Origin of the sequence: Arthrobacter sp. OV608, from assembly GCA_900110595.1 — a bacterium.
Classification (GTDB): Bacteria; Actinomycetota; Actinomycetes; order Actinomycetales; family Micrococcaceae; genus Arthrobacter.
Genome location: FOEZ01000016.1, coordinates 25,910 through 48,992 on the forward strand (window position 1 = coordinate 25,910; position 23,083 = coordinate 48,992).

A 23,083-nucleotide genomic window follows, 5' to 3' on the forward strand; every position below is an offset into this window, starting at 1 on the left:
TCCGCGACTAGACCGGTATAGGTGACCTTCGTCACTTAATTACTCCAAATCCGCCTCAAATTCCTTGATTTCGCGCGGAAGTGCTTTTCAAGAGCCCCAAAACGTCAGCATACGTCCAAAAAACTCCAGTGGTCCGGACCATAGCATTTAGCACACACCGATGAACCCGAGGAAGGGAACCGCAATGGGCGATCTGGCGCAGAAGCCGCTGCTTGATAACGCACCCACTACACATGCCGGTCTGCTGGCATGGGTCGAGGAGGTTGCTGAGCTTACGCAGCCGGACCGTATCTACTGGGTGGACGGCTCCGAAGAGGAGAACACCCGGCTCACCGATGAACTGGTGGCCGCCGGAACGCTGACCCGGCTCAACCAGGACCTCTTCCCCAACTCCTTTGCCGCCTTCTCCGATCCCGCGGACGTGGCGCGTGTGGAGGAACAGACCTTCATCTGCTCCGAGAAGGAGCACGACGCCGGCTTCACCAACAACTGGATGCCCCCGGCACAGATGAAGGAAAAGCTCCGCGGCCTGTTCGCCGGTTCCATGCGCGGCCGGACCATGTATGTCATTCCCTTCGTGATGGGCCACCTTGACGCGGAAGACCCCAAGTTCGGCGTGGAGATCACGGACAGCGCCTACGTTGTCGCCTCGATGCGGATCATGGCGCGCATCGGCACCGACGTCCTGAACCGCATCACCGAAACGAACGCATTCTTCGTTCCCGCCCTGCACTCCCTGGGTGCGCCGCTGGAAGCCGGCCAGGCCGACGTCCCGTGGCCCTGCAACCCGGACAAGTGGATTGTCCACTTCCCCGAGGAGCGGTCCATCTGGTCCTTCGGCTCGGGCTACGGCGGCAACGCTCTCCTGGGCAAGAAGTGCTACGCCCTGCGCATCGCTTCCGTCATGGCACGCGACGAGGGCTGGCTGGCCGAGCACATGCTCATCCTCAAGCTCACCTCGCCGGAACAGAAGACGTACTACGTTTCCGCTGCCTTCCCGTCCGCCTGCGGCAAGACCAACCTTGCCCTGCTCGACCCCACCATCAAGGGCTGGAAAGTCGAAACCCTGGGTGACGACATCACCTGGATGCGGTTCGGCAAGGAAGGTGAGCTCCGTGCCGTCAACCCCGAAGCAGGCCTCTTCGGCGTCGCTCCCGGAACCGGCTGGGGCACCAACCCCAACGCCATGCGTGCCATCGCCAAGGGCAACAGCATCTTCACCAACGTGGCACTGACCGACGACGGCGGTGTCTGGTGGGAGGGCATGACGGAAGAAGTGCCCGCGCACCTGACCGACTGGCAGGGCAACTCCTGGACGTCGGATTCGGACAAGCCCGCAGCGCACCCGAACTCACGTTTCTGCACCCCGATCGACCAGATCGACATGCTGGCCGAGGAGTACCACAGCCCCAACGGGGTTGAGCTGTCCGCCATCCTGTTCGGCGGCCGGCGCAAGACCACCATCCCGCTGGTCACCGAGGCACGCAGCTGGTCCAACGGCATCTTCATGGGTGCCACCCTGTCCTCGGAAACCACTGCCGCCGCAGCCGGTGCCGTGGGTGTGGTCCGTCGCGACCCGATGGCCATGCTGCCCTTCATCGGCTACGACGCAGGCGACTACCTGAACCACTGGGTCAACCTGTCCGCCAAGGCCAACCCCGAGCGGCTGCCCAAGATCTTCCTGGTCAACTGGTTCCGCCGGAACTCCGAGGGCGGCTTTGCCTGGCCCGGATTCGGCGACAACGCCCGCGTCCTGAAGTGGGCCATCGAGCGCCTCGAGGGCAAGGCTGACGCCGTGGAGACACCCATCGGCTTCGTCCCCACCGGTGACTCCATCGACCTCGAAGGCCTGGACATGACCCCCGCCCAAGTGGAGGAAGCCGTCAAGGTGGACCCCACCGAATGGGCTGCCGAACTTGCCTCCATCGAGGAATGGTTCGCGAACTTCGGCAGCTCCCTGCCGGATGCCCTCCAGTCGGAGCTTACGAGCCTGAAGTCCCGCCTGGGCTGAACCTCTTAAGTACAACGGCGTCTTAAGATCGACGGCGGCCCCGCACCTTTCCAGCAAAGGTGCGGGGCCGCCGTCGTCCCCGCTACCTCCCCAATCTCGCAAGCTCGATTGGGGCCCCTCGGTAGCGTGGGCCCAGCTAGGGAGGCGGTGGGGACTCAGCCGGCCAGCCAGATGTCCGGGCCGAACACCTCGTAGTGGATCTGGGTGGCCGGAATGCCCGCATTGATGGCTTCGTTGCGGATGTTCTTCATAAAGGGCAGCGGGCCGCACAGGTACAGGGATGCGTTGGCCGGCAGGTCAACCTCACGCAGCGACATAAAGCCTTCCCGCGCGCCCGCCTCAGGCTGTTCCAGCCACAGCTGCAACTCGGCTCCGTCCAGGCGCTCGACGTCGTCCGTCATCTGGCTGCGCAGCGCCCAGTTCTCCAGCGAGCTTTCCGCATGGAGCACCAGTACCTGCCGGTCGGAGCCGGCCTCTGCCAGTGAGCGCAGGATCGAGGCGGTGGGGGTGCAGCCGATACCGGCCGAAGCGAGCACCACCGGACCTTCCCCGTCCTTGAGGGTGATTTCACCGTAGGGGTTGGAAATCTCCAGGATGTCGCCAACCTGTACGTTGTTGTGCAGTACTGGTGAGACTTCGCCGCCGTCGTCCAGTTTGGTGGTGAAGCTGCGGCTGGTGCCGGCCTCTCCGGACAAGGAGTACTGGCGCACCTGGCGGAGGCCTTCCGGCAGGACCACCTTGACGCTGATGTACTGGCCCGGAAGGGCCGGCGTCACCGGGGTTTCGTCTGCCGGTTCAAGAGTGAATGTCATGGACCCGGCACCAGCGGGAGTTTTCGCCGCCACCCGCCAAGGCATCCACATCTTGTCGTTGGCCTGGCCTGCATACAGCGCCTTCTCAAGCTTGATCAATGCGTCTGCCATCAGCCAGTACACCTCCGTCCAGGCTTCTGCGATCTCGGGCGTGATGACCTCCGCCAGGTCGTCGGCGATGGCCGCGAACAGGTGCTCGTAGACCACCTGGTACTGCGGCTCCGTAATGCCCAGTGAAGCGTGCCTGTGGGCGATGCGGGACAGGACCGTCTCGGGGAGGGTTCCCGGGTTGTTGACGAGGTGCGTGGCGAAGGCCGCGATGCTGCCCGCCAGCGCCTGCTGCTGGTTGCCCGAGCGCTGGTTGGAGCGGCTGAAAACCCCATCCAGGAGTTCGGGGTGCGCGGCGAAGAGCCGCTGGTAGAACTTGGGCGTGATGGCGCCGATGCGGGAACCAACGAGCGGCAGCGTGGCCTCGATGACAGGGCGGGATTTGTCCGAGAGCATAGGAACTCCTGAGGTAGCGGCCGGGGCCTTCGTCCGGCCTTAGCGAATACCAGCATTCAAAATGCGTGTATTCATATCCCAAGTTCTACACCCTGTAGAAGTTGCAATCAAATCACTCGGGTGGGTCGCGAAATATGGGAGATTCCGGGTCGCGGCAGCCTGTGGACCCGCGGCTTACAGCCCGGGGCGGAGGCCGATCATTTCGAAGACGGGGTCCATTTGCCGGGACACGGGAAGGTCCGCGATCACCACGTTGTCGAGCTCGCGGTAGAAGGCTTCGCGGGCCCGCGACAGGGCGGAGCGGAGCTTGCACTCATTGATCAGCGGGCAATCGCCGCCCGGAGCCACGCACTCGGCGGCATCCGTCCGGGTATCGAGTTGCCGGAGTATCTGTCCCACCGTTGCAATCCGTCCGGCATGGCTCAGCCGGGAACCGCCGGTCCGGCCCCGCTCCACCTCGATCAGCCCGAGGTTCCGAAGCTTTGCCATCGCCTTGCTGACGTGGTTATAGGGCGTCCCCACACTGTCGGCAACGTTTTGTGTGGTGAGCAGGGTGCCGCGGGGAGCGGCGGCCAGCACCATGAGGGCCCGCAGGCTCACGTCGGCAAAAGCGTTGATTTTCATGGGCCACGTCCCGGTCTAGTCCACCCAAATGGTGGGCTCGCTGGCGTCTGCCGCAAGTTCGCCGAACTCCCACGTCCGGTTCCCGGCATCGGGAGAGTACGGCAGTACGGCGGCAAAGACCTGGCCGTCGCGGTGCTCGGTGGCAACATGGATGGCGTCTGACTCTTCCTCCACCAGGAGGATGTCGCAGACCACCGCAGCAGCCCGGAAATCTTCCCGGTTCTGCCGCAGCAGCGCGGTGAGGTCGCTGATCATGCCGTCGGCGTCGAAGTCGCCGTCAGAACCCTCTTCAGCGTCCGCGGGCGAGACGGCAACCATGCGGACTTCGCCGTCGGTCTGCACCGTCAGGGCGAAGGGCAGGAAGCCCCCGTTGCGCTGGAGCTGCTCCTGGGCGGCGCTGATACCCGTACCCAAGAGGTTCTCAAGGTCCGTAGCAGTGCTTTCCGGGACGGAGTCGCGCCAGGATGCCTGCCCTCCGGTACCTGGTGCGGCCTCCAGTCCGTTGTCCTCGGCCATGCGGCGGCTAGGCCCGGACGATCGAGAGGACGTGGTCGCGGATCCGCTCCATCGTGGAGCGGTCGGTGGCCTCGACGTTGAGCCGGAGGAACGGTTCGGTATTGGACGGACGCAGGTTGAACCAGTAGCTGCCGTCGTTGGCCGTGAACGTGCTGCCGTCCATTGTGTCGATGGTGAGGTCTTCGCCCTCGAATGCGAGCCGTACCCGCTCCACGGCTGCCGCCTTGTCTTCGACTTCGGAGTTGATTTCACCGGATGAGACGTACGGTTCGTACTCGCGGCCCAGCTCAGACAACGGCCCGTCCTGCTCGCCGAGGGCTGCCAGGACGTGCATCGCGGCCAGCATGCCCGTGTCCGCATTCCAGAAGTCACGGAAGTAGAAGTGGGCTGAGTGCTCTCCGCCGAACACCGCCCCTTCCTCTGCCATGACTGCCTTGATGAAGGAATGGCCGACGCGCGTGCGGACTGGCCGGCCGCCGTCGTGCTCCACCAGTTCCGCCACAGCGCGGGAGGTGAGGAGGTTGTGGATGATGGTGGGGGTTGTTTCGCCCAGGGCCTTGGCGCGGGCAATTTCGCGCCGGGCCACCATTCCCGTAATGGCCGACGGCGAGACGGGCTCGCCCTTCTCGTCGATGACGAAGCAGCGGTCGGCGTCGCCGTCGAAGGCCAGGCCGATATCTGCGCCGTGACGCACCACTGCTGCCTGCAGGTCGCGGAGGTTCTCCGGCTCCAGCGGATTGGCGGGGTGATTGGGGAAGGAGCCATCAAGCTCGAAGTACAGGGGAACGATGTCCAGGGGCAGCTTGGGGAGCAGGGCGTCGCCCAGGACTGCCGGGGTGGTCAGGCCGGCCATGCCGTTGCCTGCGTCCACCACTACTTTCAGGGGGCGTGAGCCGGACAGGTCCACCAGCTTGCGCAGGTACTCGGCATAGTCCTTGAGGACGTCGCGGACGCTGATCTGGCCGCGCTGTTCAACGGCGGGGATGGAGCCGGTGTTGAGGTACTGCTCGGCGAGCGCCTGGATGTCCTTGAGGCCGGTTTCGGAGGAGATGGGCACGGCCCCGGCTTTGGACATCTTGATGCCGTTGTAGCCGGCGGGGTTGTGGCTGGCTGTGAAGGTGGCACCGGCACGGTTGTAGAAACCGCAGGCGAAGTAGAGCTCATCGGTGGAGATCAGGTCCAGGAGTTCGACGTCGGCGCCGCGGGCTGCTGCACCATTGGCGAACGCCTTGCTGAACTCGGGGGACGAAGGGCGCATGTCGCCGCCCACCAGGATGGTCTGTCCCTGGAGCTGCAGGATGTCCACAAACGCGGCCCCCACGGCTTCGACGATTTCGGCCGTGATCGACTCGCCCACGATGCCGCGGACGTCGTACGCCTTGAAGGATGCCGAGAGGTCAAAAGTCGCTGTCTGTTCGCTAGTCACGGGCTTTATCTTACGTGGACGGTGGAGGTCCCTGTGGAGGGCCGGTCGAGCCGCGGTACGTGACGCTGGCTCTTAGAGGTGCCGCAGCCCCGTATTTCCACATAGCGCCCCTGCCCGGCGCCGGGTGTCAGGGGCGGCTGGGATACTGAATCAATGGTCGATAACCAGTACGCAACAGCAACTTCAGAGCCTGCCCCGGATTTTGACGGCTTGCCGGGCGCTGCACCGTCCGGGGCCCCCGTTTCTGCTTCCTCAACCTCCGGCGAAGCACTGGCGGTCCTCCGCGAGCTCGTGGGGCATCCGGAAGCTGCCTTCCATGAGGGACAGTTCGAGGCCATCGAGGCGCTGGTGGACGGCGCCCGGAGGGCTTTGGTGGTCCAACGCACCGGCTGGGGCAAATCGGCCGTCTACTTTGTGGCGTCCCTACTGCTGCGCCGCCGCGGAGCCGGGCCCACGCTTATTGTCTCGCCGCTCCTGGCACTGATGCGGGACCAGGTGGCCGCCGCCGCCCGCGCCGGAGTGCGTGCCGTTGCCATCAACTCCGCCAACCAGCTGGAGTGGGACAGTGTTCGTGAACAGCTCGCCACAGACCAGGTGGACGTCCTGCTGGTCTCCCCGGAACGGCTCACCAACCCCTCTTTCCGCGAAACCCAGCTGCCGGAGCTGATCCGGCGCACGGGCCTGCTGGTGATCGATGAAGCGCACTGCATTTCCGACTGGGGCCACGACTTCCGCCCTGACTACCGCCGCATCGCGGACCTGATCACCCAACTACCGGATTCCGTTCCGGTGCTCGCCACCACGGCCACGGCCAACTCACGGGTGGTCCATGACATCGAGGAGCAGCTGGGGGACGGGGTGCTCACCATCCGCGGTTCCCTGGGACGTGACTCCCTGCGGATGGGTGTCCTGTCCTTGCCGGACTCGAAGCAACGCCTGGGCTGGCTGCTGACCCACCTGGCTGATCTTCCCGGCAGCGGCATTATCTATACCCTTACCGTGTCCGCGGCCGAGGACACCGCGCGGCTCCTCGCCGAAGCCGGCCACCACGTGCTGGCCTATACCGGCCGGACGGACCCGGCGGACAGGGAGCGTGCCGAGCAGCTGCTGAAGGACAACCAGGTCAAAGCCCTGGTGGCCACCTCGGCCCTGGGGATGGGCTTCGACAAACCGGACCTGGGTTTTGTGGTCCACCTCGGGGCGCCGTCGTCCCCGGTGGCGTACTACCAGCAGGTGGGCCGCGCGGGACGAGGTGCCGCCAACGCCGACGTCCTGCTGCTGCCGGGCGCGGAGGACCGGGACATCTGGCAGTACTTTGCCACTGCTTCCATGCCGTCCGAAGAAAAGGCCGCGGCAGTCCTCACCGCCTTGGGTGACGCCGGAACGGCGCTCTCCACGGTTGCCCTGGAGGCACGCGTGGACCTCCGGCGTACTCCGCTGGAACTGCTGCTCAAGGTCCTGTCCGTTGACGGCGCCGTGGAACGGGTGGGCGGCGGGTGGCGGGCCACCGGGCAGCCCTGGGTCTATGACGCCGAGCGGTACCGGCGGATCGCCGAGGCGCGTGTGGACGAGCAGGACTCCATGGTCATCTATCAGGACACCGCAGGGTGCCGGATGGAATACATCACCTCCGTCCTCGATGACGAAACCGCTGCCCCTTGTGGCCGGTGCGACAACTGCGCCGGCCGGTGGTTTCCGGCAGAGATCGCGGAGGCTGCTACGGAGGCAGCCAGCCAGACGCTCAGCCGCGCAGGCGGCGTCCTGGAGGCCCGCTTGCAGTGGCCCAGCGGTATGGACCGGCTGGGCGTTCCGGTCAAGGGAAAGCTCAAGCCGGGGGAGGGGCTCGCGGAAGGCCGTGTCCTGGCAAGGCTGACCGACCTCGGCTGGGGCGGCGCACTGCGGGAGCTATTTGCCGCGGGAGCTGAGGACCGGCCGGTGGATCCGGGCATGCTTCAGGCCTGTGTGCAGGTCCTGAAAGAGTGGGGCGCCGGGGACAGCCGCACGCCGGGATGGAGTGGCGTTGGCAGGCCGGCTGCCATCGTCAGTATTCCCTCCCGGAGCAAGCCGCAACTCGTGGAATCCCTGGCCCGGGGAATTTCAGAGATCGGGCGGATCCCCTACCTCGGGGCGCTGGAGTTGGCACACGGCGGTCCCACTGGGGGCCGCGGCGGCAACAGCGCCTACAGACTGGCGGGCGTCTGGGACCGTTTAGTGCCGGGGCCCGAGCTTGAGGCTGCGCTCGGCGGCCTCAACGGCCAGGCCGTGATGCTGATTGATGACCTGGCGGACAGTCGGTGGACCTTGACGGTCGCCGGCCGCGCCCTTCGGCAAGCGGGTGCGGGAGCTGTCCTTCCGCTCGTGCTGGCCCAGGCGGGTTGACCCAAGGGCTGATGTGCCGGGGCCGGGTAAGGGCCGGCTGTTATTACCCGCCTGTTGTTAACCGCCTGTTCAGACCCGCTGCGCCTTGCGCTGGCTGACTTCCGCCCCAGCGTGGCGCGGCAGGAAGAGGCTGTCTGCGGTGCTTGCGAGCATCAGCACCGTCATGGCGAGGAATGCCCCGCGGAAGGGCCCGGCGGAGTCGTCAGGGAAGGTGCTGAGCCCGTCGAACACACGGATCAGCAGGGCGCCCACTGCAATGCCTGAACCGGTGGCGAGCTGCACCAGGGTGGCGGACACCGAGTTCGCGGACGTCAGCTGCGCCGGCGCGATATCCGCGTACTGCACGGAGGCATAGGCGGAGAAGCCGATGGAGCGGAAGGCGCCGCTGCAGACCAGCAGGGCGAACGTCAGGGGCTGCGGCGTGTCCGGGGTCAGCAGGGCGCAGAGGGCGAAGGTGGCCCCTGAAGCGAGAGATGCGAACACCAGCATGGCCCGGAAACCGAAGCGCCGGATCAGCGGTGTTGTGGCCGGCTTGATGCCGATGTTGCCGATAAAAACGGCCGCCACCATGGCCCCGGCATGCAGCGGGGACCAGCCGAAACCTGCCTGGAACATCAGCGGCAGGAGGAAGGGAACTGAGCTGATGGTCAAGCGGTAGGCAAAACCGCCGGTGGCCATAGCCCGGAACGTACGGGTGCGGAACACCCCGAGATCAAAGAGCGGATGAGGGGCCCGGCGCATCCACAGGACTGCGCAGGTAAGGAATATCAGGCCCAATCCGGCACTCAAGGCCGCCCAGGCGGCTTCAGGGTGGGTGCTCACCAGTTCGAGTCCCACTACCACGGCACCCACGCCCAGCGTGGTGAGGAGCAGCCCGAGCCAGTCCAGCCGCCGGTCCCGGTCACCTGCCACTGACGGGACCAGCCGCAGGGCCGCGATGAAAGCAGCAACACCCAGCGGAAGGTTGATCAGGAAGATCCAGTGCCAGGACAGATACGTGGTCAAGGCCCCACCCACCAGAGGGGCAAGAACAGGTGCCAGCAGCCCGGGCCACACCAGGAATGCCGTAGCGCGGAGCAGGTCGGCTTTGGGCGTGCCGCGCAGGACAAGGAGGGTGCCCACCGGAACCATCATGGCGCCGCCGAACCCCTGCGCAACCCGGCTGAGGGTCAGCAGGGTGAGGTCCTGGCTCAGTGAACACGCCAGCGAAGCAAGGGTGAACATGGCGATGGCCAGGCAGAAAACGCGGCGCGCGCCGAGCCGTTCCGCCAGCCAGCCGCTGAACGGTATGCCCATGGCAACCGTCAGCAGGTAGGCCGTCATGGTGATGTTCACATCCGCGGCCGGCACGTGGAAGTCGGCGGCAATGTTCGGGATGGCCGTGGTGAGGACGGTGCCGTCGAGGAACTCCATAAAAAACGTGGCGGCCACCAGCAGTGCCAGGCGGGGACTCCATGCCTGGGCGGTGCCGGGCGCGCTGTCCACAGTGTTGCTTGCTGCCATCTGCCCATCCTCTCACCGCCCCGGCCTGCGGAACTTCTGGTGTCCGTACCCCGGACGGGAGGAAGACAACGGCCCGCCTTGCGGTCCAGGGGAAACGCAAAAGGCCCCGGTCCAGGACCGGGGCCAAACGCGGAGACGGGGGGATTTGAACCCCCGGTGGAGTTGTGCCCCACACTTCATTAGCAGTGAAGCCCATTCGGCCGCTCTGGCACGTCTCCAATTGCTATTCCTAGCCCACCAAGGATACGCAGATCCGGCCATCCAGCGCAAAACGGGCCGCCAGGAACTCCCGAGCAGCAGGCCAAGGATAATCTCACGGGCGAAATACAGGCTGCCCGGGCCGTACCATCCGGATTTCACGCAGGTTTTCCCATTCCGGGATCACGTCGGCGGCCCCGTCGGGGGCAAAACCGAAGTGCCCGTAAAAACCGATGGCCTGCGCATTGTCCGCCGCCACCCACAGGCTCGCCGCCTCGCCGTCCAGCGCTGCCTCGAGGAGCCGCCGTCCCAGGCCCAGCCCCTGGTGCGACTCCAGCAGGTACAGCCCCCAGAGTTCCAGGTCCCCGGACGACGGCGGCGCGAACCCGTGCGAAGAAGCTCCCCGCTCCCGGCGGACGCCCGAAAAACCCACCAAGGCGCCGGCATCGGTTGCCACCCAAGCGTCTGCCGGCCGGTCGGCTCCCAGCAGATGGTGCCAGAGCCGCAGCCGGTCTGCAGGATCCACCGAGGCAAGGAATTCCTCAGACAGCATTCCGCGGTAGGTCTCCTGCCAGCAGCGGACGTGGACCTCCGCCAGCTGCTCCACATCGCCGGCCGCAGCCCGGCGCACCGCCAGTGCCAAGGCTACGAGGCCCCGCCGGCCAGCGCCTTCCAGAGGAAATGGTGGCTTCGGGCTTGCAGGGCGGCGGCCTGCCGGTTGTCCGACGCTCCGGCGTGACCGCCCTCGAGGGCTTCGTGGAACCAGACGTTGGGGATGCCCATGGCCAGCATCCTGGCAGCCATCTTCCGCGCCTGCACCGGGCCCACCCTGTCGTCCGAGGTAGCCGTCCAGATAAACGTCTCCGGGTACTCCACCCCGTCTTTGAGCAGGTGGTACGGAGAAAAGGTGCGGATGTACTCCCACTGCTCCGGGACATCCGGGTCGCCGTACTCGGCGATCCAGGAGTGGCCCGCGGAAAGCCTGGTGTAGCGGCGCATATCCAGCAGCGGCACGCCGCAGGAGACAGCCCCGAACAATTCCGGGTATTGGGTCAGCATGTTTCCCACCAGCAGGCCGCCGTTGGATCCGCCCACGCAGCCCAGCCGTTCCGGTGAGGTGACGCCGCGCGAGATGAGGTGCCGGGCTACGGCCGCGAAGTCCTGGTACGCCTTGTGCCGGTTTTCCTGCAGGGCCGCCCGGTGCCAGGAGGGCCCGTATTCGCCGCCGCCGCGGATGTTCGCCACCACATACACACCGCCCCGGGAGTGAGGCGCATCCCCGTTGGTGCCGGCGGACAGGGACGTCCGGCGTTCCAGCCAGGCCCTGCCCACGGTGCCGCTGTAGGCGGGAGTGCGGGAGACCTCGAAACCGCCGTAGCCGGACAGCTGCGTCGGGTTCTGCCCGTCCAGTGCCAGCTCCCGCGAGGCCACCTGGAAGTAGGGAACCCGGGTGCCGTCGTCGGACACGGCGAAGTGCTGCTGCACTTCATAGTTCTCGTCGGCAAAGAACGACGGCGACGTCTTCACCACGGCGTGCCGGCTCACCACTCCACCGTTCCCGACAGACGCGCGCTCCAGGGTGCCCCGCATCAGCGTGCTGGGGGTAGTGAAGCCCGTGGCGACGAGCCAGAAGTCGTTGCCCGCACCGCCGTCGGCCTCGTCTTCGTCGTCCACGGCGTAGGCGTTGACGTCATGCAGCGGCGGGCAGGCGTCAAGCAGCGAAGACTCCCAGGCCGCCTCAGGGGATGCGCCGGGCCGGGACGGATCAAGCACCCGGATCTCGGAGGAGACGTCCTTCAGGAGGTTCAGCAGCAGGAAACTCCGGGTCCAGCTCCAGGACTGCAGGGATGTGTTGGCGTCGGGGGTGAACAACACGGAAACGTCGCGTGAGCCCGCCAGGTAGTCCTCAAACGGCGCAGCGAGGAGCGAACCGGCCGGATACGTGACGCCGTCGAGCGACCAGTCCTGCTGGGGCCGGAACAGCAGCCACTCACGGTGGGCGCTGACATTGACGTCGGTGGGAACATCGATCACCACCCAGGAGCCATCCAGCAGCACGGCGTTGCTGCGGTTGTAGAAATCGATGTAGTCAACGGCGAAGGTCCGTTCGAAGCCAGGTGTCGAGTCGTGCGCCACCACGGCCATCATGTGGTTCTCGGGCACCTCGAAGAGGCGGGGAGCATCAGGCAGGGAGTCGCCGCGCTTGAGGGTGACGGCGGTCCGGGCGTAGGAGGAAGCCGTCCTCGGAAGTCCATCAGCGGTGGAGGCGACCAGCAGCGTGTCCGCATCCAGCCACGAAACGTGGCCCTTCGCCGTCGGCAGGTCAAAGCCGCCCTGCGCCGGGTCCACGAAGGTCCGCGTTTCGACGTCGAATTCCCGGTACCGGTTGGCGTCGCCGCCGTCCGGGGACAAAGCCAGCAGCGCATGCCGGTACGGTTCACCGTCGGCCGGACGGAGGAAGGTGGCGCCGTGGAAGACCCATTCTTCGCCTTCAGCAGCGGAGAGGGCGTCGACGTCCAGCAGGACGTCCCATTCCGGGGCATCGGTGCAGTAGCTCTCCCATGTGGTGCGGCGCCAGAGTCCCTTGGGGTTCTGCTGGTCCTTCCAGAAGTTGTAGTACCAGTCGCCGCGCTTGCCCACCATGGCGATCCGGTCGGTGGAGTCAAGCACCTCCAGGATGCTGCCCTCCAGCTGCACATAGTCGGCGTCTTCCAGCAGGTCCTCCGTGCGGGAGTTCTGCTCCTTTACCCAGGCAAGCTGTTCCTCGCCGTAGATGTCCTCAAGCCAGACGTTCTCGTCTGTGGGCTCGGGCGCGATGCCTTGGGGATCGGTGCCGGATGAGTTGCCGAAACCGGGGGCGGGCGCTGGATCAGCTGCAGTGGTGGTCATGCGCCCCATCCAAACAACATCGGCAGACGGCTGGCAAGTCAAGCGCCGGGCGCATAGTTTCTTTCCAGCCCGTACGCTGGATGCCGTGGAAATAACGCAAAGCATCCGGACCGCCATCATCGGGGCAGGTCCGCGGGGCACCAGCGTCCTGGAACGCCTGCTGGCCCGTTGCGCGGCGCAGGCCGGTTCCGGCCCGGTGCGTCTCCACATCGATGTGGTCGATCCCTATCCCGCAGGCCCCGGGCACGTGTGGCAGCCGCAGCAGTCCCGGCTGTTCCTGATGAACACACAGTCGTTCTATCCCACCCTGATCCCCGAGGACCCTGACTTGGCGCGGCCCCTCGCCGGCACCACCTTCGAACAGTGGCGGGCCCGGCAGCGGCGCAACCCCTCTCCCTCGCTCAGCGAGGAAGAGCTCGCAGAACTGGCCGTCCTGGAGGCCAGCGATTTCCCCAGCCGTGCGCTCTACGGCCGATACCTCCGCGGCATTGTGGAGGAGCTGACCGGCAACCTGCCCGACGGCGTCAGCATCGACTTCCACGAAACGACCGCCTTGTCGGTGCGCTCCTCGGGGGACGGAACGTTCGACGTCGTCCTGGCCACCGGAACGACCCTGCACACCGGCTCCGTAGTGCTTGCCCTGGGCCACATCCCGTCCCGGCTCAACCCCGAACAGCGGGAGCTGCAGGCTGCGGCGGAGCAATTGGGACTGCAGTACCTGCCGCCGGCGGTTCCTGCGGACGTGGACTGGTCCCGGATTCCTGCCGGCGAACCCGCGCTGGTCAGGGGTATGGGCCTGAACTTCTTCGACACCATGGTCCAGCTGACCGAGGGCCGGGGCGGAAAATTCCTCAGCAACGGGACGGGGCTCCGCTACGAGCCCTCGGGCCAGGAACCGCACATCATTGCAGCCTCCCGGCGCGGAACCCCCTATCGTGCCAAAGCGGCCCTGAACGGCTACTACCCGGAGTCGGTCACGCTGCGGTACTTCACGGAGGCGGCGCTGGAACGCTTCCGCACCGCTGGGATCCGCCCGGCCTTCGACCATGACCTCTGGCCGCTCCTGCACCGGGATGCGCTCTGGGCGTACTACTCCACCCTGGTGCGCTCGCAGCCCAACGCCGTACCTGACTCCGCGGCTTTCCTCGCCGCACTGGACGAGGCCCTCCATCCGCACGCCCACAGCGCGGTTAACTGGGAGGACAGCGTGGAGAGCGTCTTGGCTGTCCACGTGGGCCCCCGGCACCGGCTGGACCTGCCGGCGCTCGCCGCCCCCCTGGCCGGACGCTCGTTTGCTTCGCGCGCCGAACTGGATGCCGCCGTCGTGGACTACCTGCTGGACGATGCCCGCAGGTCCGCGCTCGGCGAGGACGACCCCGTGAAGATGGCCATTGGGGCACTCCACCACGGGCGCGCTGTCCTGAAGACAGCAGTGGCCGACGGCGGCATCACCGACGAATCCTGGGTTGCGGGACTTCGTGGCTGGTTCGAATCGTTCGTGGAGGGCCTGGCCAGCGGGCCGCCCGCCCTGCGCGCCGAGCAGCTTGCCGCACTGGCGAGGGCTGGGGTGGTGAGCTTCGTGGGGCCCGACCCCAAGTTCGCGGTGGACCGCCGCAACCGTACCTTCACCGCCTTCTCGCCCTGGGTCCATGATGGCCCGGTGACGGCAAAGACCATGGTGGAGGCACTGGCGCCCGGAAACAGGATCTCCGCCAATGATTCGCCCGTCCTGGAGCAGCTGCTGGCGGACGGGCTGGTGCGTCCGCGCCTCATGATGACCGTGGAGGGCGCCCCCGTGCAGTCCACCGGGCTGGATGTGGTGCCGCATCCCTACCGCCCCCTGGCAGCCAACGGTTCCGTGACGGAGGGGCTGTACGTGCTGGGACTGCAGCTCTCCTCGGTCCAGTGGGGGACCGCTATTGCCGCCGAGGCCTTCCAGCCCGGCGGGCCGAACTACCGCAGCGGCCAGCGGACCCTCCGCGACGCCGACGAAATCGCCGGCGCCATCCTCAGCTCCTGACCCTGGAGTTTTTGGGCAGATAGATCAGGGTCCGAGGCCTCCCAAGGCTGCATAGCTGGACAAAAACCTGGGGCTGCGTGAGGACGTGGATCTGTAACACTGTGGCACTACGGGCAGAAATATTCTGACCATTTTGGCCGGCCTTGCCCGCGTTGCGGCCGCTGTGACTTGCGCCGCGGCTCTCGTGCAGCACGGGTCCGGCCGCCCGTACGCACTGTTCGTTGCGCCCTGAAGTCGCCGCAGGACAGCATATGGCCGTACGTGACCTTCCGTGGCCCGGATGTCTTACGGGGCATGAGCCGGTATTTCGGCATGCGGCCTTGCGTGTCCCAATGTGTCAGCAGGCAACCGCATGGAACGTCCCGTGACGCGGCACGTCCTGCAATTTCCACTTATTTCCTGCGGTTAACCAGCCCCTTCTGCCCCGGATTCTTTCCTGTTCTAGTTGTCCCCACGGCCAGCCCGGCCAGGCTCTCCAACTGCACCGGTCCCCAACCCAGCCGGTCTCCAATGAACAGAAGAAAGTACAGCGCCATGAAAATCGGACTCTTCCCCAAACGGCCCCGCCCCGCCGCAGGCGTGGCAGCAGCCATCGCTGCCGCCTCGGCGATCATGCTGGCGCTGTCCGGATGCGGCGGCCCCGCCACTGCCCAGCCGGGGGCACAAAGCGGCCAGGAAACACAGAAGGTCCGCTACCAGGGCTCGCCCAACAGCGTTGCGCTCATCGAGGTGGCCGAAGACCTCGGCTACCTGGGCGACGTCAAGCTCGAATGGGTCAGCAACACCACCAGCGGGCCCCAAAGCATCCAGTCCGTCGCCACCGACCAGACGGATATTGGCGGAGCTTTCACCGGTGCTGTGATCAAGCTGATCGAGGCCGGCGCCCCGGTCCAGGCGGTCATCAACTACTACGGCGAGGACAAAGACACCTTCACGGGGTATTACGTGGAGGAAGGAAGCCCGATCAAAACCCCCAGGGACCTGATCGGCAAGAAGATCGCCGTCAACACCCTCGGCGCCCACCACGAAGCGGTCATCACCACCTACCTGAAGAACAGCGGGCTCACGCCCGAGGAGATCAAGCAGGTGCAACTCGTTGTGGTGCCGCCGAACGAAACCGAGGTGGCGCTGCGCAAGAAGCAGGTGGACGTGGGCACCCTGGGCGGTGTGCTCCAGGACCGTGCGCTCGCCGAGGGCGGCATCCGGGCCCTGTTCACCGACGTCGGGGTCATTGGGGGACCGTTCGACGCCGGACAGTACGTCCTGCGCAAGGACTTCATCGCGAAGAACCCCGAAACCAGCCGCACGGTAGTGACGGGCGTGGCCAAGGCCATCGAATGGGAGCGCACCACCCCGCGGGAGCAGGTGATCGCCAAGTTCGAAGAGATCATCGCCAAGCGCGGCCGGAATGAGAGCACCGAAGCATTGAAGTACTGGAAGAGCGTGGGTGTGGCCTCACCCGGCGGACGGATCCAGGACCAGGACTTCACCCGGTGGGAGGACTACCTGAAGTCCGCCGGGATCATCAACGGCTCCCTGGACACCGCAAAGCTCTACACCAACGAGTTCAACCTGCTGGAAACCTCCGCGCCGGCAGCAACTTCCAAAGGATAAAGATGACTCCCAAGATCAGCCTCCAACACGTGACCAAGGAGTTTGCCGTCCGCCAGGCCAAGGGCCAGGGCAGGGGAAAGGGCAAGGCAGGCCGGCGGCCGGCGGAACCGTCCGTCGTGACAGCACTGTCCGATCTCAGCCTTGACGTTGCCGCAGGCGAATTCCTTACCCTGGTGGGCCCCAGCGGTTCCGGCAAAACAACCCTCCTGGACCTGCTCGCCGGGCTCTCCAGCCCCACGTCCGGAACCGTGCTGGTGGACGGCAAGCCTGTGACGGGCCCCGGCCAGGACCGCGCCGTCGTTTTCCAGCAGTACGCCCTGTTTCCCTGGCGCACGGCATCGGCCAACGTCTCCATAGGGCTGGAGAATACCGGGCTGTCCAGGAAGGAGCGGGCCGCCAAAGCGAGTGAATTCCTGGACCTCGTGGGCCTGGCCGGGTTCGAGGACCGGTATCCGCACGAACTGTCCGGCGGTATGAAGCAGCGCGTGGCCATCGCCCGAAGCCTCGCCTATGAGCCGGACATCCTCCTGATGGACGAACCCTTCGCAGCCCTGGACGCCCAGACCCGCGAACAGCTCCAGGACGAGCTCCTGCGGATCTGGAAAGCCACGGGCAAAACCATTGTTTTCATTACGCACGGCATCGACGAGGCTGTCTACCTTGGCCAGCGGGTCGCAGTGCTCAGTGCCCGTCCGGGCCGGCTCAAGGAAATTGTCGACATCAACATCCCGGACCGGGACGGCGACGGGGACATCCGCTCCCACCCGGCCTTTATGGAACACCGCCACCAGGTCTGGTCCCTCCTGCACGACGAGGTCCGCCTGGCCCAGGACTCCGGCCACCGGAAGATCCTTCCGGACGGCACCGCACCCGACGAAGAGCCCGCTGAAAGGAGCGCTGCCTGATGAGCGCACTGCTGACCCCACCGCACACGGCGGCAGCCGCCGTCGACCCTTCCCGCCCTGCGGAACCATCACCCGGCACACCCGAGCAGCGTACGACGCCGGCAGGACGGTTCACTGCCCTGGCAAACCTCGCCGCACGGGCGGGCTGGAAGTCCCTCGCCGTGGTGCTGTTCCTCGCCTTGTGGGAATTCGGCCCTACTTTCCTGGCCGCCCCGGCCACCAGGGTGTTCCTTCCGCCGCTGCACGAAGTCCTGGCCGCCGGCGCCCGGCTGGTGGAGACCGGGCAGCTGCAAAGCCACCTCCAGGCAAGCCTGACCCGCTCGGTGTCCGGCTTCACCATCGCAGTGGTGTCCGCCGTGCTCTTGGGACTCCTGATCGCCTGGTACGGCTGGCTGAACTCGTTCCTGAACCCGCTCCTGGAGCTCTTCCGCAACACCGCAACCCTGGCACTGCTCCCGGTGTTCACCCTGCTGCTGGGCATCGGCGAGGAATCCAAGATCACCATCGTGGCCTACGCCGCGTTCTTCCCGGTACTGCTGAACACCATCGCCGGTGTCCGGACAGTGGACCCGCTGCTGATCCGGGCAGCCAGGTCCCTGGGGCTGGGCAGCTTCCGACTCTTCCAGAAGGTGATCCTGCCCTCCGCCGTGCCAACGATCTTCACCGGCATCAGGATGGCCGGCACGTCATCCATCCTGGTGCTCATCGCCGCGGAGATGGTCGGCGCCAAAGCGGGCCTGGGCTACCTGATCGTCAATTCCCAAATGAGCTTCCTGATCCCGGACATGTACGCCGGCATCCTTACGGTCTCCGTGCTCGGGCTGCTGGTAAACGTCCTGCTCGTGGCACTGGAACGGCACTTCTCCCGCTGGCGCACCGCCGTCGGCTCCGGCAACTGACCGCCAACCCAATCAACTGAACCAACCGCACTGAAAGGCAAGGAACCACCATGACCGTCATCACCGAAACCAAACTCGAATTCACCAAACTGGGCGCCCGCATCGGTGCCGAAATCCGCGGCCTGGACCTCAGCGCCGAGCTTAGTGGCGACACGATCGCCCAGATTCGCGAAGCTCTAAACACGCATAAGGCGCTGGTGTTCCGCGAGGCCAACATCGGCACGGACGAGGACCAGGTCCGCTTCGCCAGCCGCTTCGGCCCGCTCACCAAGGCACACCCCACCGTAGCGTCGGTGGACGGCAAGCCGGCGGTCCTGCCCGTCGACAGCGAGAACGGCAGCGCGAACAACTGGCACACGGACGTCACGTTTGTGGTGAACCCTCCGCAGGCCTCCACCCTGCGCAGCATCACCTTGCCGGCATACGGCGGGGAAACCCTGATCGCGTCCTCGGCCGGGGCTTACCAGGACATGCCCGACGAGCTGCGGAACTTCGCCGACACCCTCTGGGCCATCCACACCAACGACTACGACTACTCCGTTCCGAAGAACCTGGAGCACGCCAACGCGGACGAGAGGCGCAAGGAGTTCACCCGGATCCACTTTGAAACCGCCCACCCGGTGGTGCGCGTACACCCGCTGACGGGGGAGCGAGGGCTGTTCATCGGCGGTTTCGCCCAGCGCCTGCGGATCGTGGGGCTGTCCAACACCGAGTCCAAGGACATCCTCCGCATCCTCCAGGCCTACATCACGCGTCCGGAGAACGTGGTGCGGGTGAACTGGGAGCCGGACCAGCTGGTGCTGTTTGATAACCGGATCACCCAGCATTACGCCCCGGACAACTACGACCGCCAGCCCCGCACGCTGAACCGGGTAACCATTGCCGGCGATATCCCGGTGAGTGTGGACGGCTGCAGCAGCACGGCCATCAAGGGCGACTCGTCCGCATATTCGGAAACCGTGGTGCTCCCCTAAAACCCGGAGCTTTTGTCCAGATATGCACGGCGGAAGCTGTCAGTGCTTGGGTTGACGGCCGGAACAGCAAGTGCTGGCCATCGCACAAAAGAATACCGGCCGGTAGCTTAACGTAAGCTCCGGCCGGTATTTTTGGGGCGGTGTGTCAGGCGGAGGGGCTGGAGATCACCTTGAACATGCCGCCTGTGGGATCGGCAAGTTGCGCCACCCGGCCGAAGTCGCTGTCCGCCGGTCCGTCAAGGAGAGTGCCGCCCATGGCCAGCGCGCGCTCAACCGTGGCGTCGGTGTCCTCAACGGCGAAGTACACCTGCCAGTGGGAAGGAACCTCGCCGGGCAGGTATCCGGAAGCATCCATGATTCCGGCCTGCGCCGTTTCGCCCGAGCCCAGGGTGGTGTACCGGAACTCGGGAGCATCACTCATAACGCTCGTCTGCCAGCCGAAGGCTTTTTCATAGAACGTCACAGCGCCCTGGTAATCCTTGGTGTGCAGCTCGTGCCAGGCGGGCGCCCCGGGTTCTCCCGCGACTTCATAACCGCGCATCTCGCGGCGCTGCCACGCACCAACGGACGCCCCGCTGGGGTCGCCGAACATGGCCATGATTCCCTGCGCAGGGACGTCCATGGGCTCCATGTGGACCTGGCCGCCGTTTGCGGCCACCGAAGCTGCAGTGGCTGCGGCATCGTCAGTGCACAGGTACGTGGACCACATGTCCGGGAAGCCGGCCTGGTCCTCCTGCTTCTGCATGATCCCGGCCACCATCTTTCCGTTCCGTGACGCGGTGATGTAGCCGCCGTAAAGTTCCTGGTCGCCAGACTGGAACTCCCAGTCGAAGAGTCCGCCATAGAACTCCCGGGCTTTTGTGGCGTCCGAGGTGATCAGGTCAATCCAGCAGGGGGAACCGGGTTTGATGTCAGGACTGGGCATAAGGATCTCCTGGTGAGGTAGGTGCTCTGATGGCCGGTCCGGAGGGATCGTCAAATTCCGGACGGGACACCACGAGGCTATGCGCAGGGTCTGACAGTGGCAATGGTTCGCCCCGCACCAGGCTTCGCGGGGGAAAAACGAAGGACCCCTGTCCGCCAGCATGCTGGCGGACAGGGGTCCCAATCGCGGAAGGTAAGAGATTCGAACTCTTGGTACGGGGTTACCGCACACTAGTTTTCAAGACTAGCTCCTTCGGCCGCTCGGACAACCTTCCTCGACTAGTAGTGTTTCATAGGCACTTGCCTGCAACAAAACAGAGGCGAAGAAGGTGTCCGGTGCACACTGGTTGCAGCGAGTATTCAGTCAGAAACGGGAGTGTTCCATGAAAGCCGTCCACATTTCGGAACCGGGCGGCCCGGAGGTCCTGGAGGTCCGTGAAACGGAGGCTCCGGTCCCCGGGCCGGGGGAGGTGCTGATCGACGTCGTCGCCGCCGGCCTGAACCGGGCGGACGTGCAGCAGCGCAGGGGCTTCTACCCGCCGCCGCCCGGTGCTTCGGAAATTCCCGGCCTTGAGGTATCCGGCCGGATAGCCGGGTTCGGCACTGGCGTCAGCAAACCCTTTTCCCTCGGTGACAAGGTGGTGGCGCTGCTGGCCGGCGGCGGCTACGCCCAGCAGGTGGCCGTTCCTGCCGAGCAGGTCCTGAGGGTTCCGGACGGCGTGGACCTGGTGACGGCCGCGTCCCTGCCGGAGGTGGCCGCCACGGTCTACTCCAACCTGGTGATGACCGCCCAGCTCCAACCCGGAGAAACCGTCCTGATCCACGGCGCCACCGGCGGGATCGGCACCATGGCCATCCAGCTGGCCAAGGCGCTGGGCGCCAAGGTGGCAACAACGGCAGGTTCGGACGAAAAAGTGGGAACGGCAAAGGCTTTCCTGGGCGCGGACATCGCCATCAATTACGCCGAGGAGGATTTTCCTGCGAGCCTGCGTGAACAGAACGGCGGGCGCGGTGCGGACGTGATCCTCGACGTCGTCGGCGCCAAGTACCTCGCCCAAAACGTGGACGCGCTCGCCGACTATGGGCGGCTGGTGGTGATCGGCCTGCAGGGCGGCACGAAGGGTGAACTGGACCTGGGCCAGCTGCTGAAGAAGCGCGCCGCCGTGGTGGCCACGGCACTCCGGCCCCGGCCTGTCGAGGAAAAAGGTGCCATTATGAACGCCGTCCGCGACGCCGTCTGGCCCATGATCACTGACGGACGGATCCGCCCGCTGGTGGCCAAAACCTTCCCGCTGGAGCAGGTCCAGGCCGCCCACGCCTATTTCGACAGCGGCGATCACGTAGGCAAAATCCTCCTGCTGCTCTAGGCAGGCGGGGTCCGGGCCCTAGGTTTAGATACTGAGTATTGCCCAAACGAAACTAGTCGGTTAGGCTCGTGCCTATACGCGGTATGCACGGGTCATTGGGGGACCGTGCGAACTGCCGCCCAGACCAAGGAGCACCATGTCCATCCGCCACAGCCTCCTCGCCCTGCTGCAGGACCAGCCGCGCTACGGCTACCAGCTGCGGGTCGAGTTCGAAAGCCGCACCGGTGCCACCTGGCCACTGAACATCGGGCAGGTGTACACCACGCTGGACCGGCTGGAACGCGACGCCCTGGTCACCAAGGAAGGCGACGACGGCGACGGCCACGTGGTCTACAGCATCACCGACGCGGGCAAAGCTGAGGTGAATAACTGGTTCGCGGCGCCGGTGGAGCGGAACAACCCGCCCCGGAACGAGCTCGCCATCAAGCTTGCGCTCGCCGTGACGTTGCCCGGTGTGGATGTCCAGGCCATCATCCAGGCCCAGCGTGCCGCGTCCATGCGGGCGCTGCAGGACTACACCAAGGCACGCCGGGACACCACCGCCAACCAGCGCGCCGGCGATACTGCCTGGTTGCTGGTCCTTGATTCCCTGATCTTCCAGACCGAAGCGGAGGTCCGCTGGCTGGACCTCTGTGAGGCCAGGATGGTCCAGCAGGCGCAGTCCGCCGGGCCGGGCCAGGCACGCAAAACGTCCAACGGGGTCACGGAAGACGCCGCCCCGCTCAACGCGGACAGCCGCCGGTGAGCGTCCAGGGACCGCAGCAGGTCCTGGAACTCGCGAAGGTCAGCAGGACGTTCGGGGAAGGCGCGACGGCGGTCGCCGCCCTCCGCGATGTGGAGCTCACCATCAAGGCGGGCGAGTTTGTCGCGGTGATGGGGCCGTCAGGGTCCGGCAAGTCGTCCCTCCTGGCGCTGGCCGGGGGACTGGACCGCCCGACGTCGGGCGGTGTCTTTGTGGAATCCACCCCGCTGGCGGGACTGGGGCTGAACGAACTGGCGCGCCTTCGCCGCCGTGCCGTGGGCTATGTCTTCCAGGACTTCAACCTGGTGCCCACCCTCACGGCGGCCGAGAATGTGGCGCTGCCGCTGGAACTGGACGGCACAGCCTGGAAAAGGGCCCGCCGGCAGGCACTGGATGCCCTGCGGCAGGTGGGAATACCGGAACTCGCGGACCGCTTTATGGACCAGATGTCCGGCGGGCAGCAGCAGCGGGTGGCCATCGCGCGGGCCGTGGTGGGACAGCGGCGGCTGATCCTCGCCGACGAGCCCACCGGGGCACTTGACTCCACCACGGGCCAGGGGGTGATGGAAGTTTTGCGCGCCCGCGCTGATGCCGGGGCCGCCGTGATGCTGGTGACCCACGAGGCCCGGCATGCAGCCTGGGCAGACCGGGTGGTGTTCCTGCGCGACGGCAGGATCGTGGACCAGGCAGCGGCCATGCACGATCCCGCCATGCTCCTGGCCCAGGCAGGGCTCTGATGCTTGATCTCGCTCCCACGAGGACTGGGCGACGAAGCA

The 23,083-nt window shown here is 66.0% G+C and carries 18 protein-coding genes and 2 tRNA genes; 10 read left to right on the plus strand and 10 right to left on the minus strand.

The window, feature by feature from the left end:
• Positions 1 to 184: 184 nt before the first annotated feature.
• Positions 185 to 2,011: a phosphoenolpyruvate carboxykinase (GTP) gene (locus tag BMX78_RS17665; protein WP_091422169.1), complete on the plus strand. Its 1,827-nt coding sequence runs from the start codon at positions 185 to 187 to the stop codon at positions 2,009 to 2,011.
• 155 nt (positions 2,012 to 2,166) lie between these two features.
• Here BMX78_RS17665 and BMX78_RS17670 read toward each other — a convergent pair whose 3' ends face one another.
• From BMX78_RS17670 to BMX78_RS17685, 4 genes are all read right to left on the minus strand, one after another.
• Positions 2,167 to 3,327, minus strand: coding sequence for a globin domain-containing protein (locus BMX78_RS17670; protein ID WP_091422172.1), 1,161 nt, complete (start codon positions 3,325 to 3,327; stop codon positions 2,167 to 2,169).
• Between the two features lie 174 nt (positions 3,328 to 3,501).
• Positions 3,502 to 3,951: an RrF2 family transcriptional regulator gene (locus tag BMX78_RS17675; RefSeq protein ID WP_091422173.1), complete on the minus strand. Its 450-nt coding sequence runs from the start codon at positions 3,949 to 3,951 to the stop codon at positions 3,502 to 3,504.
• Between the two features lie 15 nt (positions 3,952 to 3,966).
• Complete coding sequence (locus BMX78_RS17680) at positions 3,967 to 4,467, minus strand: hypothetical protein (RefSeq protein WP_091422176.1); 501 nt, start codon at positions 4,465 to 4,467, stop codon at positions 3,967 to 3,969.
• 7 nt (positions 4,468 to 4,474) lie between these two features.
• Entirely contained in the window at positions 4,475 to 5,893 is a 1,419-nt protein-coding gene (locus BMX78_RS17685; protein ID WP_091422178.1) for a phosphomannomutase/phosphoglucomutase, read from the minus strand.
• 153 nt (positions 5,894 to 6,046) lie between these two features.
• On the opposite strand from BMX78_RS17685, the gene BMX78_RS17690 reads away from it, so the two are divergent.
• Positions 6,047 to 8,272: a RecQ family ATP-dependent DNA helicase gene (locus BMX78_RS17690; protein WP_286139111.1), complete on the plus strand. Its 2,226-nt coding sequence runs from the start codon at positions 6,047 to 6,049 to the stop codon at positions 8,270 to 8,272.
• A gap of 69 nt (positions 8,273 to 8,341) precedes the next feature.
• Here the strand turns inward: BMX78_RS17690 and BMX78_RS17695 are convergent, their stop codons facing one another.
• From BMX78_RS17695 to BMX78_RS17710, 4 genes are all read right to left on the minus strand, one after another.
• A complete protein-coding gene (locus BMX78_RS17695) occupies positions 8,342 to 9,775 on the minus strand; it encodes an MFS transporter (protein WP_091422180.1) in 1,434 nt (477 codons plus the stop codon).
• Positions 9,776 to 9,905: 130 nt separating this feature from the next.
• Positions 9,906 to 9,993, minus strand: a tRNA-Ser gene (locus tag BMX78_RS17700).
• Between the two features lie 95 nt (positions 9,994 to 10,088).
• Positions 10,089 to 10,616, minus strand: coding sequence for a GNAT family N-acetyltransferase (locus BMX78_RS17705; RefSeq protein WP_091422182.1), 528 nt, complete (start codon positions 10,614 to 10,616; stop codon positions 10,089 to 10,091).
• A gap of 2 nt (positions 10,617 to 10,618) precedes the next feature.
• On the minus strand, positions 10,619 to 12,862 hold the full coding sequence (locus tag BMX78_RS17710) for a prolyl oligopeptidase family serine peptidase (RefSeq protein ID WP_091422185.1): 2,244 nt from the start codon (positions 12,860 to 12,862) through the stop codon (positions 10,619 to 10,621).
• An 85-nt stretch (positions 12,863 to 12,947) separates the two neighbouring features.
• Between BMX78_RS17710 and BMX78_RS17715 the strand changes: the two genes are divergently transcribed.
• From BMX78_RS17715 to BMX78_RS17735, 5 genes are all read left to right on the plus strand, one after another.
• Complete coding sequence (locus tag BMX78_RS17715) at positions 12,948 to 14,882, plus strand: FAD/NAD(P)-binding protein (RefSeq protein WP_091422291.1); 1,935 nt, start codon at positions 12,948 to 12,950, stop codon at positions 14,880 to 14,882.
• Between the two features lie 534 nt (positions 14,883 to 15,416).
• Positions 15,417 to 16,496: an ABC transporter substrate-binding protein gene (locus BMX78_RS17720; protein WP_091422187.1), complete on the plus strand. Its 1,080-nt coding sequence runs from the start codon at positions 15,417 to 15,419 to the stop codon at positions 16,494 to 16,496.
• Positions 16,497 to 16,498: 2 nt separating this feature from the next.
• On the plus strand, positions 16,499 to 17,401 hold the full coding sequence (locus BMX78_RS17725; protein ID WP_091422190.1) for an ABC transporter ATP-binding protein: 903 nt from the start codon (positions 16,499 to 16,501) through the stop codon (positions 17,399 to 17,401).
• Positions 17,401 to 18,300 carry an ABC transporter permease gene (locus BMX78_RS17730; RefSeq protein ID WP_091422193.1) on the plus strand — a complete coding sequence of 300 codons (900 nt, stop codon included), beginning with the start codon at positions 17,401 to 17,403 and terminating at the stop codon, positions 18,298 to 18,300. Before BMX78_RS17725 ends, BMX78_RS17730 begins: the two co-directional genes overlap by 1 nt.
• 50 nt (positions 18,301 to 18,350) lie before the next feature.
• Positions 18,351 to 19,274, plus strand: coding sequence for a TauD/TfdA dioxygenase family protein (locus tag BMX78_RS17735; RefSeq protein WP_091422196.1), 924 nt, complete (start codon positions 18,351 to 18,353; stop codon positions 19,272 to 19,274).
• A 145-nt stretch (positions 19,275 to 19,419) separates the two neighbouring features.
• Here the strand turns inward: BMX78_RS17735 and BMX78_RS17740 are convergent, their stop codons facing one another.
• Together BMX78_RS17740 and BMX78_RS17745 are read right to left on the minus strand one after the other, a co-directional pair.
• The gene (locus BMX78_RS17740; protein WP_091422198.1) at positions 19,420 to 20,199 is read right to left on the minus strand and encodes a VOC family protein; all 780 of its coding nucleotides are present in this window, start codon (positions 20,197 to 20,199) and stop codon (positions 19,420 to 19,422) included.
• A gap of 186 nt (positions 20,200 to 20,385) precedes the next feature.
• Positions 20,386 to 20,473 (minus strand) — tRNA-Ser (locus BMX78_RS17745).
• A gap of 108 nt (positions 20,474 to 20,581) precedes the next feature.
• Between BMX78_RS17745 and BMX78_RS17750 the strand changes: the two genes are divergently transcribed.
• From BMX78_RS17750 to BMX78_RS17760, 3 genes are all read left to right on the plus strand, one after another.
• Entirely contained in the window at positions 20,582 to 21,565 is a 984-nt protein-coding gene (locus BMX78_RS17750) for an NAD(P)H-quinone oxidoreductase (RefSeq protein ID WP_091422201.1), read from the plus strand.
• Between the two features lie 136 nt (positions 21,566 to 21,701).
• A complete protein-coding gene (locus tag BMX78_RS17755; RefSeq protein ID WP_091422203.1) occupies positions 21,702 to 22,310 on the plus strand; it encodes a PadR family transcriptional regulator in 609 nt (202 codons plus the stop codon).
• Entirely contained in the window at positions 22,307 to 23,044 is a 738-nt protein-coding gene (locus BMX78_RS17760) for an ABC transporter ATP-binding protein (RefSeq protein WP_091422206.1), read from the plus strand. The genes BMX78_RS17755 and BMX78_RS17760 overlap by 4 nt, the downstream gene beginning before the upstream one ends.
• Positions 23,045 to 23,083 lie beyond the last annotated feature (39 nt).

Excerpts from the sequence above, each read along its gene's own strand:
- BMX78_RS17730 (WP_091422193.1), top strand. The coding sequence starts at position 17,401 with ATGAGCGCACTGCTGACCCCACCGCACACGGCGGCAGCCGCCGTCGAC.
- BMX78_RS17735 (WP_091422196.1), top strand. The coding sequence starts at position 18,351 with ATGACCGTCATCACCGAAACCAAACTCGAATTCACCAAACTGGGCGCC.
- BMX78_RS17690 (WP_286139111.1), top strand. The coding sequence starts at position 6,047 with ATGGTCGATAACCAGTACGCAACAGCAACTTCAGAGCCTGCCCCGGAT.
- BMX78_RS17670 (WP_091422172.1), bottom strand. The coding sequence starts at position 3,327 with ATGCTCTCGGACAAATCCCGCCCTGTCATCGAGGCCACGCTGCCGCTC.
- BMX78_RS17725 (WP_091422190.1), top strand. The coding sequence starts at position 16,499 with ATGACTCCCAAGATCAGCCTCCAACACGTGACCAAGGAGTTTGCCGTC.
- BMX78_RS17755 (WP_091422203.1), top strand. The coding sequence starts at position 21,702 with ATGTCCATCCGCCACAGCCTCCTCGCCCTGCTGCAGGACCAGCCGCGC.
- BMX78_RS17720 (WP_091422187.1), top strand. The coding sequence starts at position 15,417 with ATGAAAATCGGACTCTTCCCCAAACGGCCCCGCCCCGCCGCAGGCGTG.
- BMX78_RS17750 (WP_091422201.1), top strand. The coding sequence starts at position 20,582 with ATGAAAGCCGTCCACATTTCGGAACCGGGCGGCCCGGAGGTCCTGGAG.
- BMX78_RS17675 (WP_091422173.1), bottom strand. The coding sequence starts at position 3,951 with ATGAAAATCAACGCTTTTGCCGACGTGAGCCTGCGGGCCCTCATGGTG.
- BMX78_RS17740 (WP_091422198.1), bottom strand. The coding sequence starts at position 20,199 with ATGCCCAGTCCTGACATCAAACCCGGTTCCCCCTGCTGGATTGACCTG.
- BMX78_RS17710 (WP_091422185.1), bottom strand. The coding sequence starts at position 12,862 with ATGACCACCACTGCAGCTGATCCAGCGCCCGCCCCCGGTTTCGGCAAC.
- BMX78_RS17680 (WP_091422176.1), bottom strand. The coding sequence starts at position 4,467 with ATGGCCGAGGACAACGGACTGGAGGCCGCACCAGGTACCGGAGGGCAG.
- BMX78_RS17665 (WP_091422169.1), top strand. The coding sequence starts at position 185 with ATGGGCGATCTGGCGCAGAAGCCGCTGCTTGATAACGCACCCACTACA.
- BMX78_RS17695 (WP_091422180.1), bottom strand. The coding sequence starts at position 9,775 with ATGGCAGCAAGCAACACTGTGGACAGCGCGCCCGGCACCGCCCAGGCA.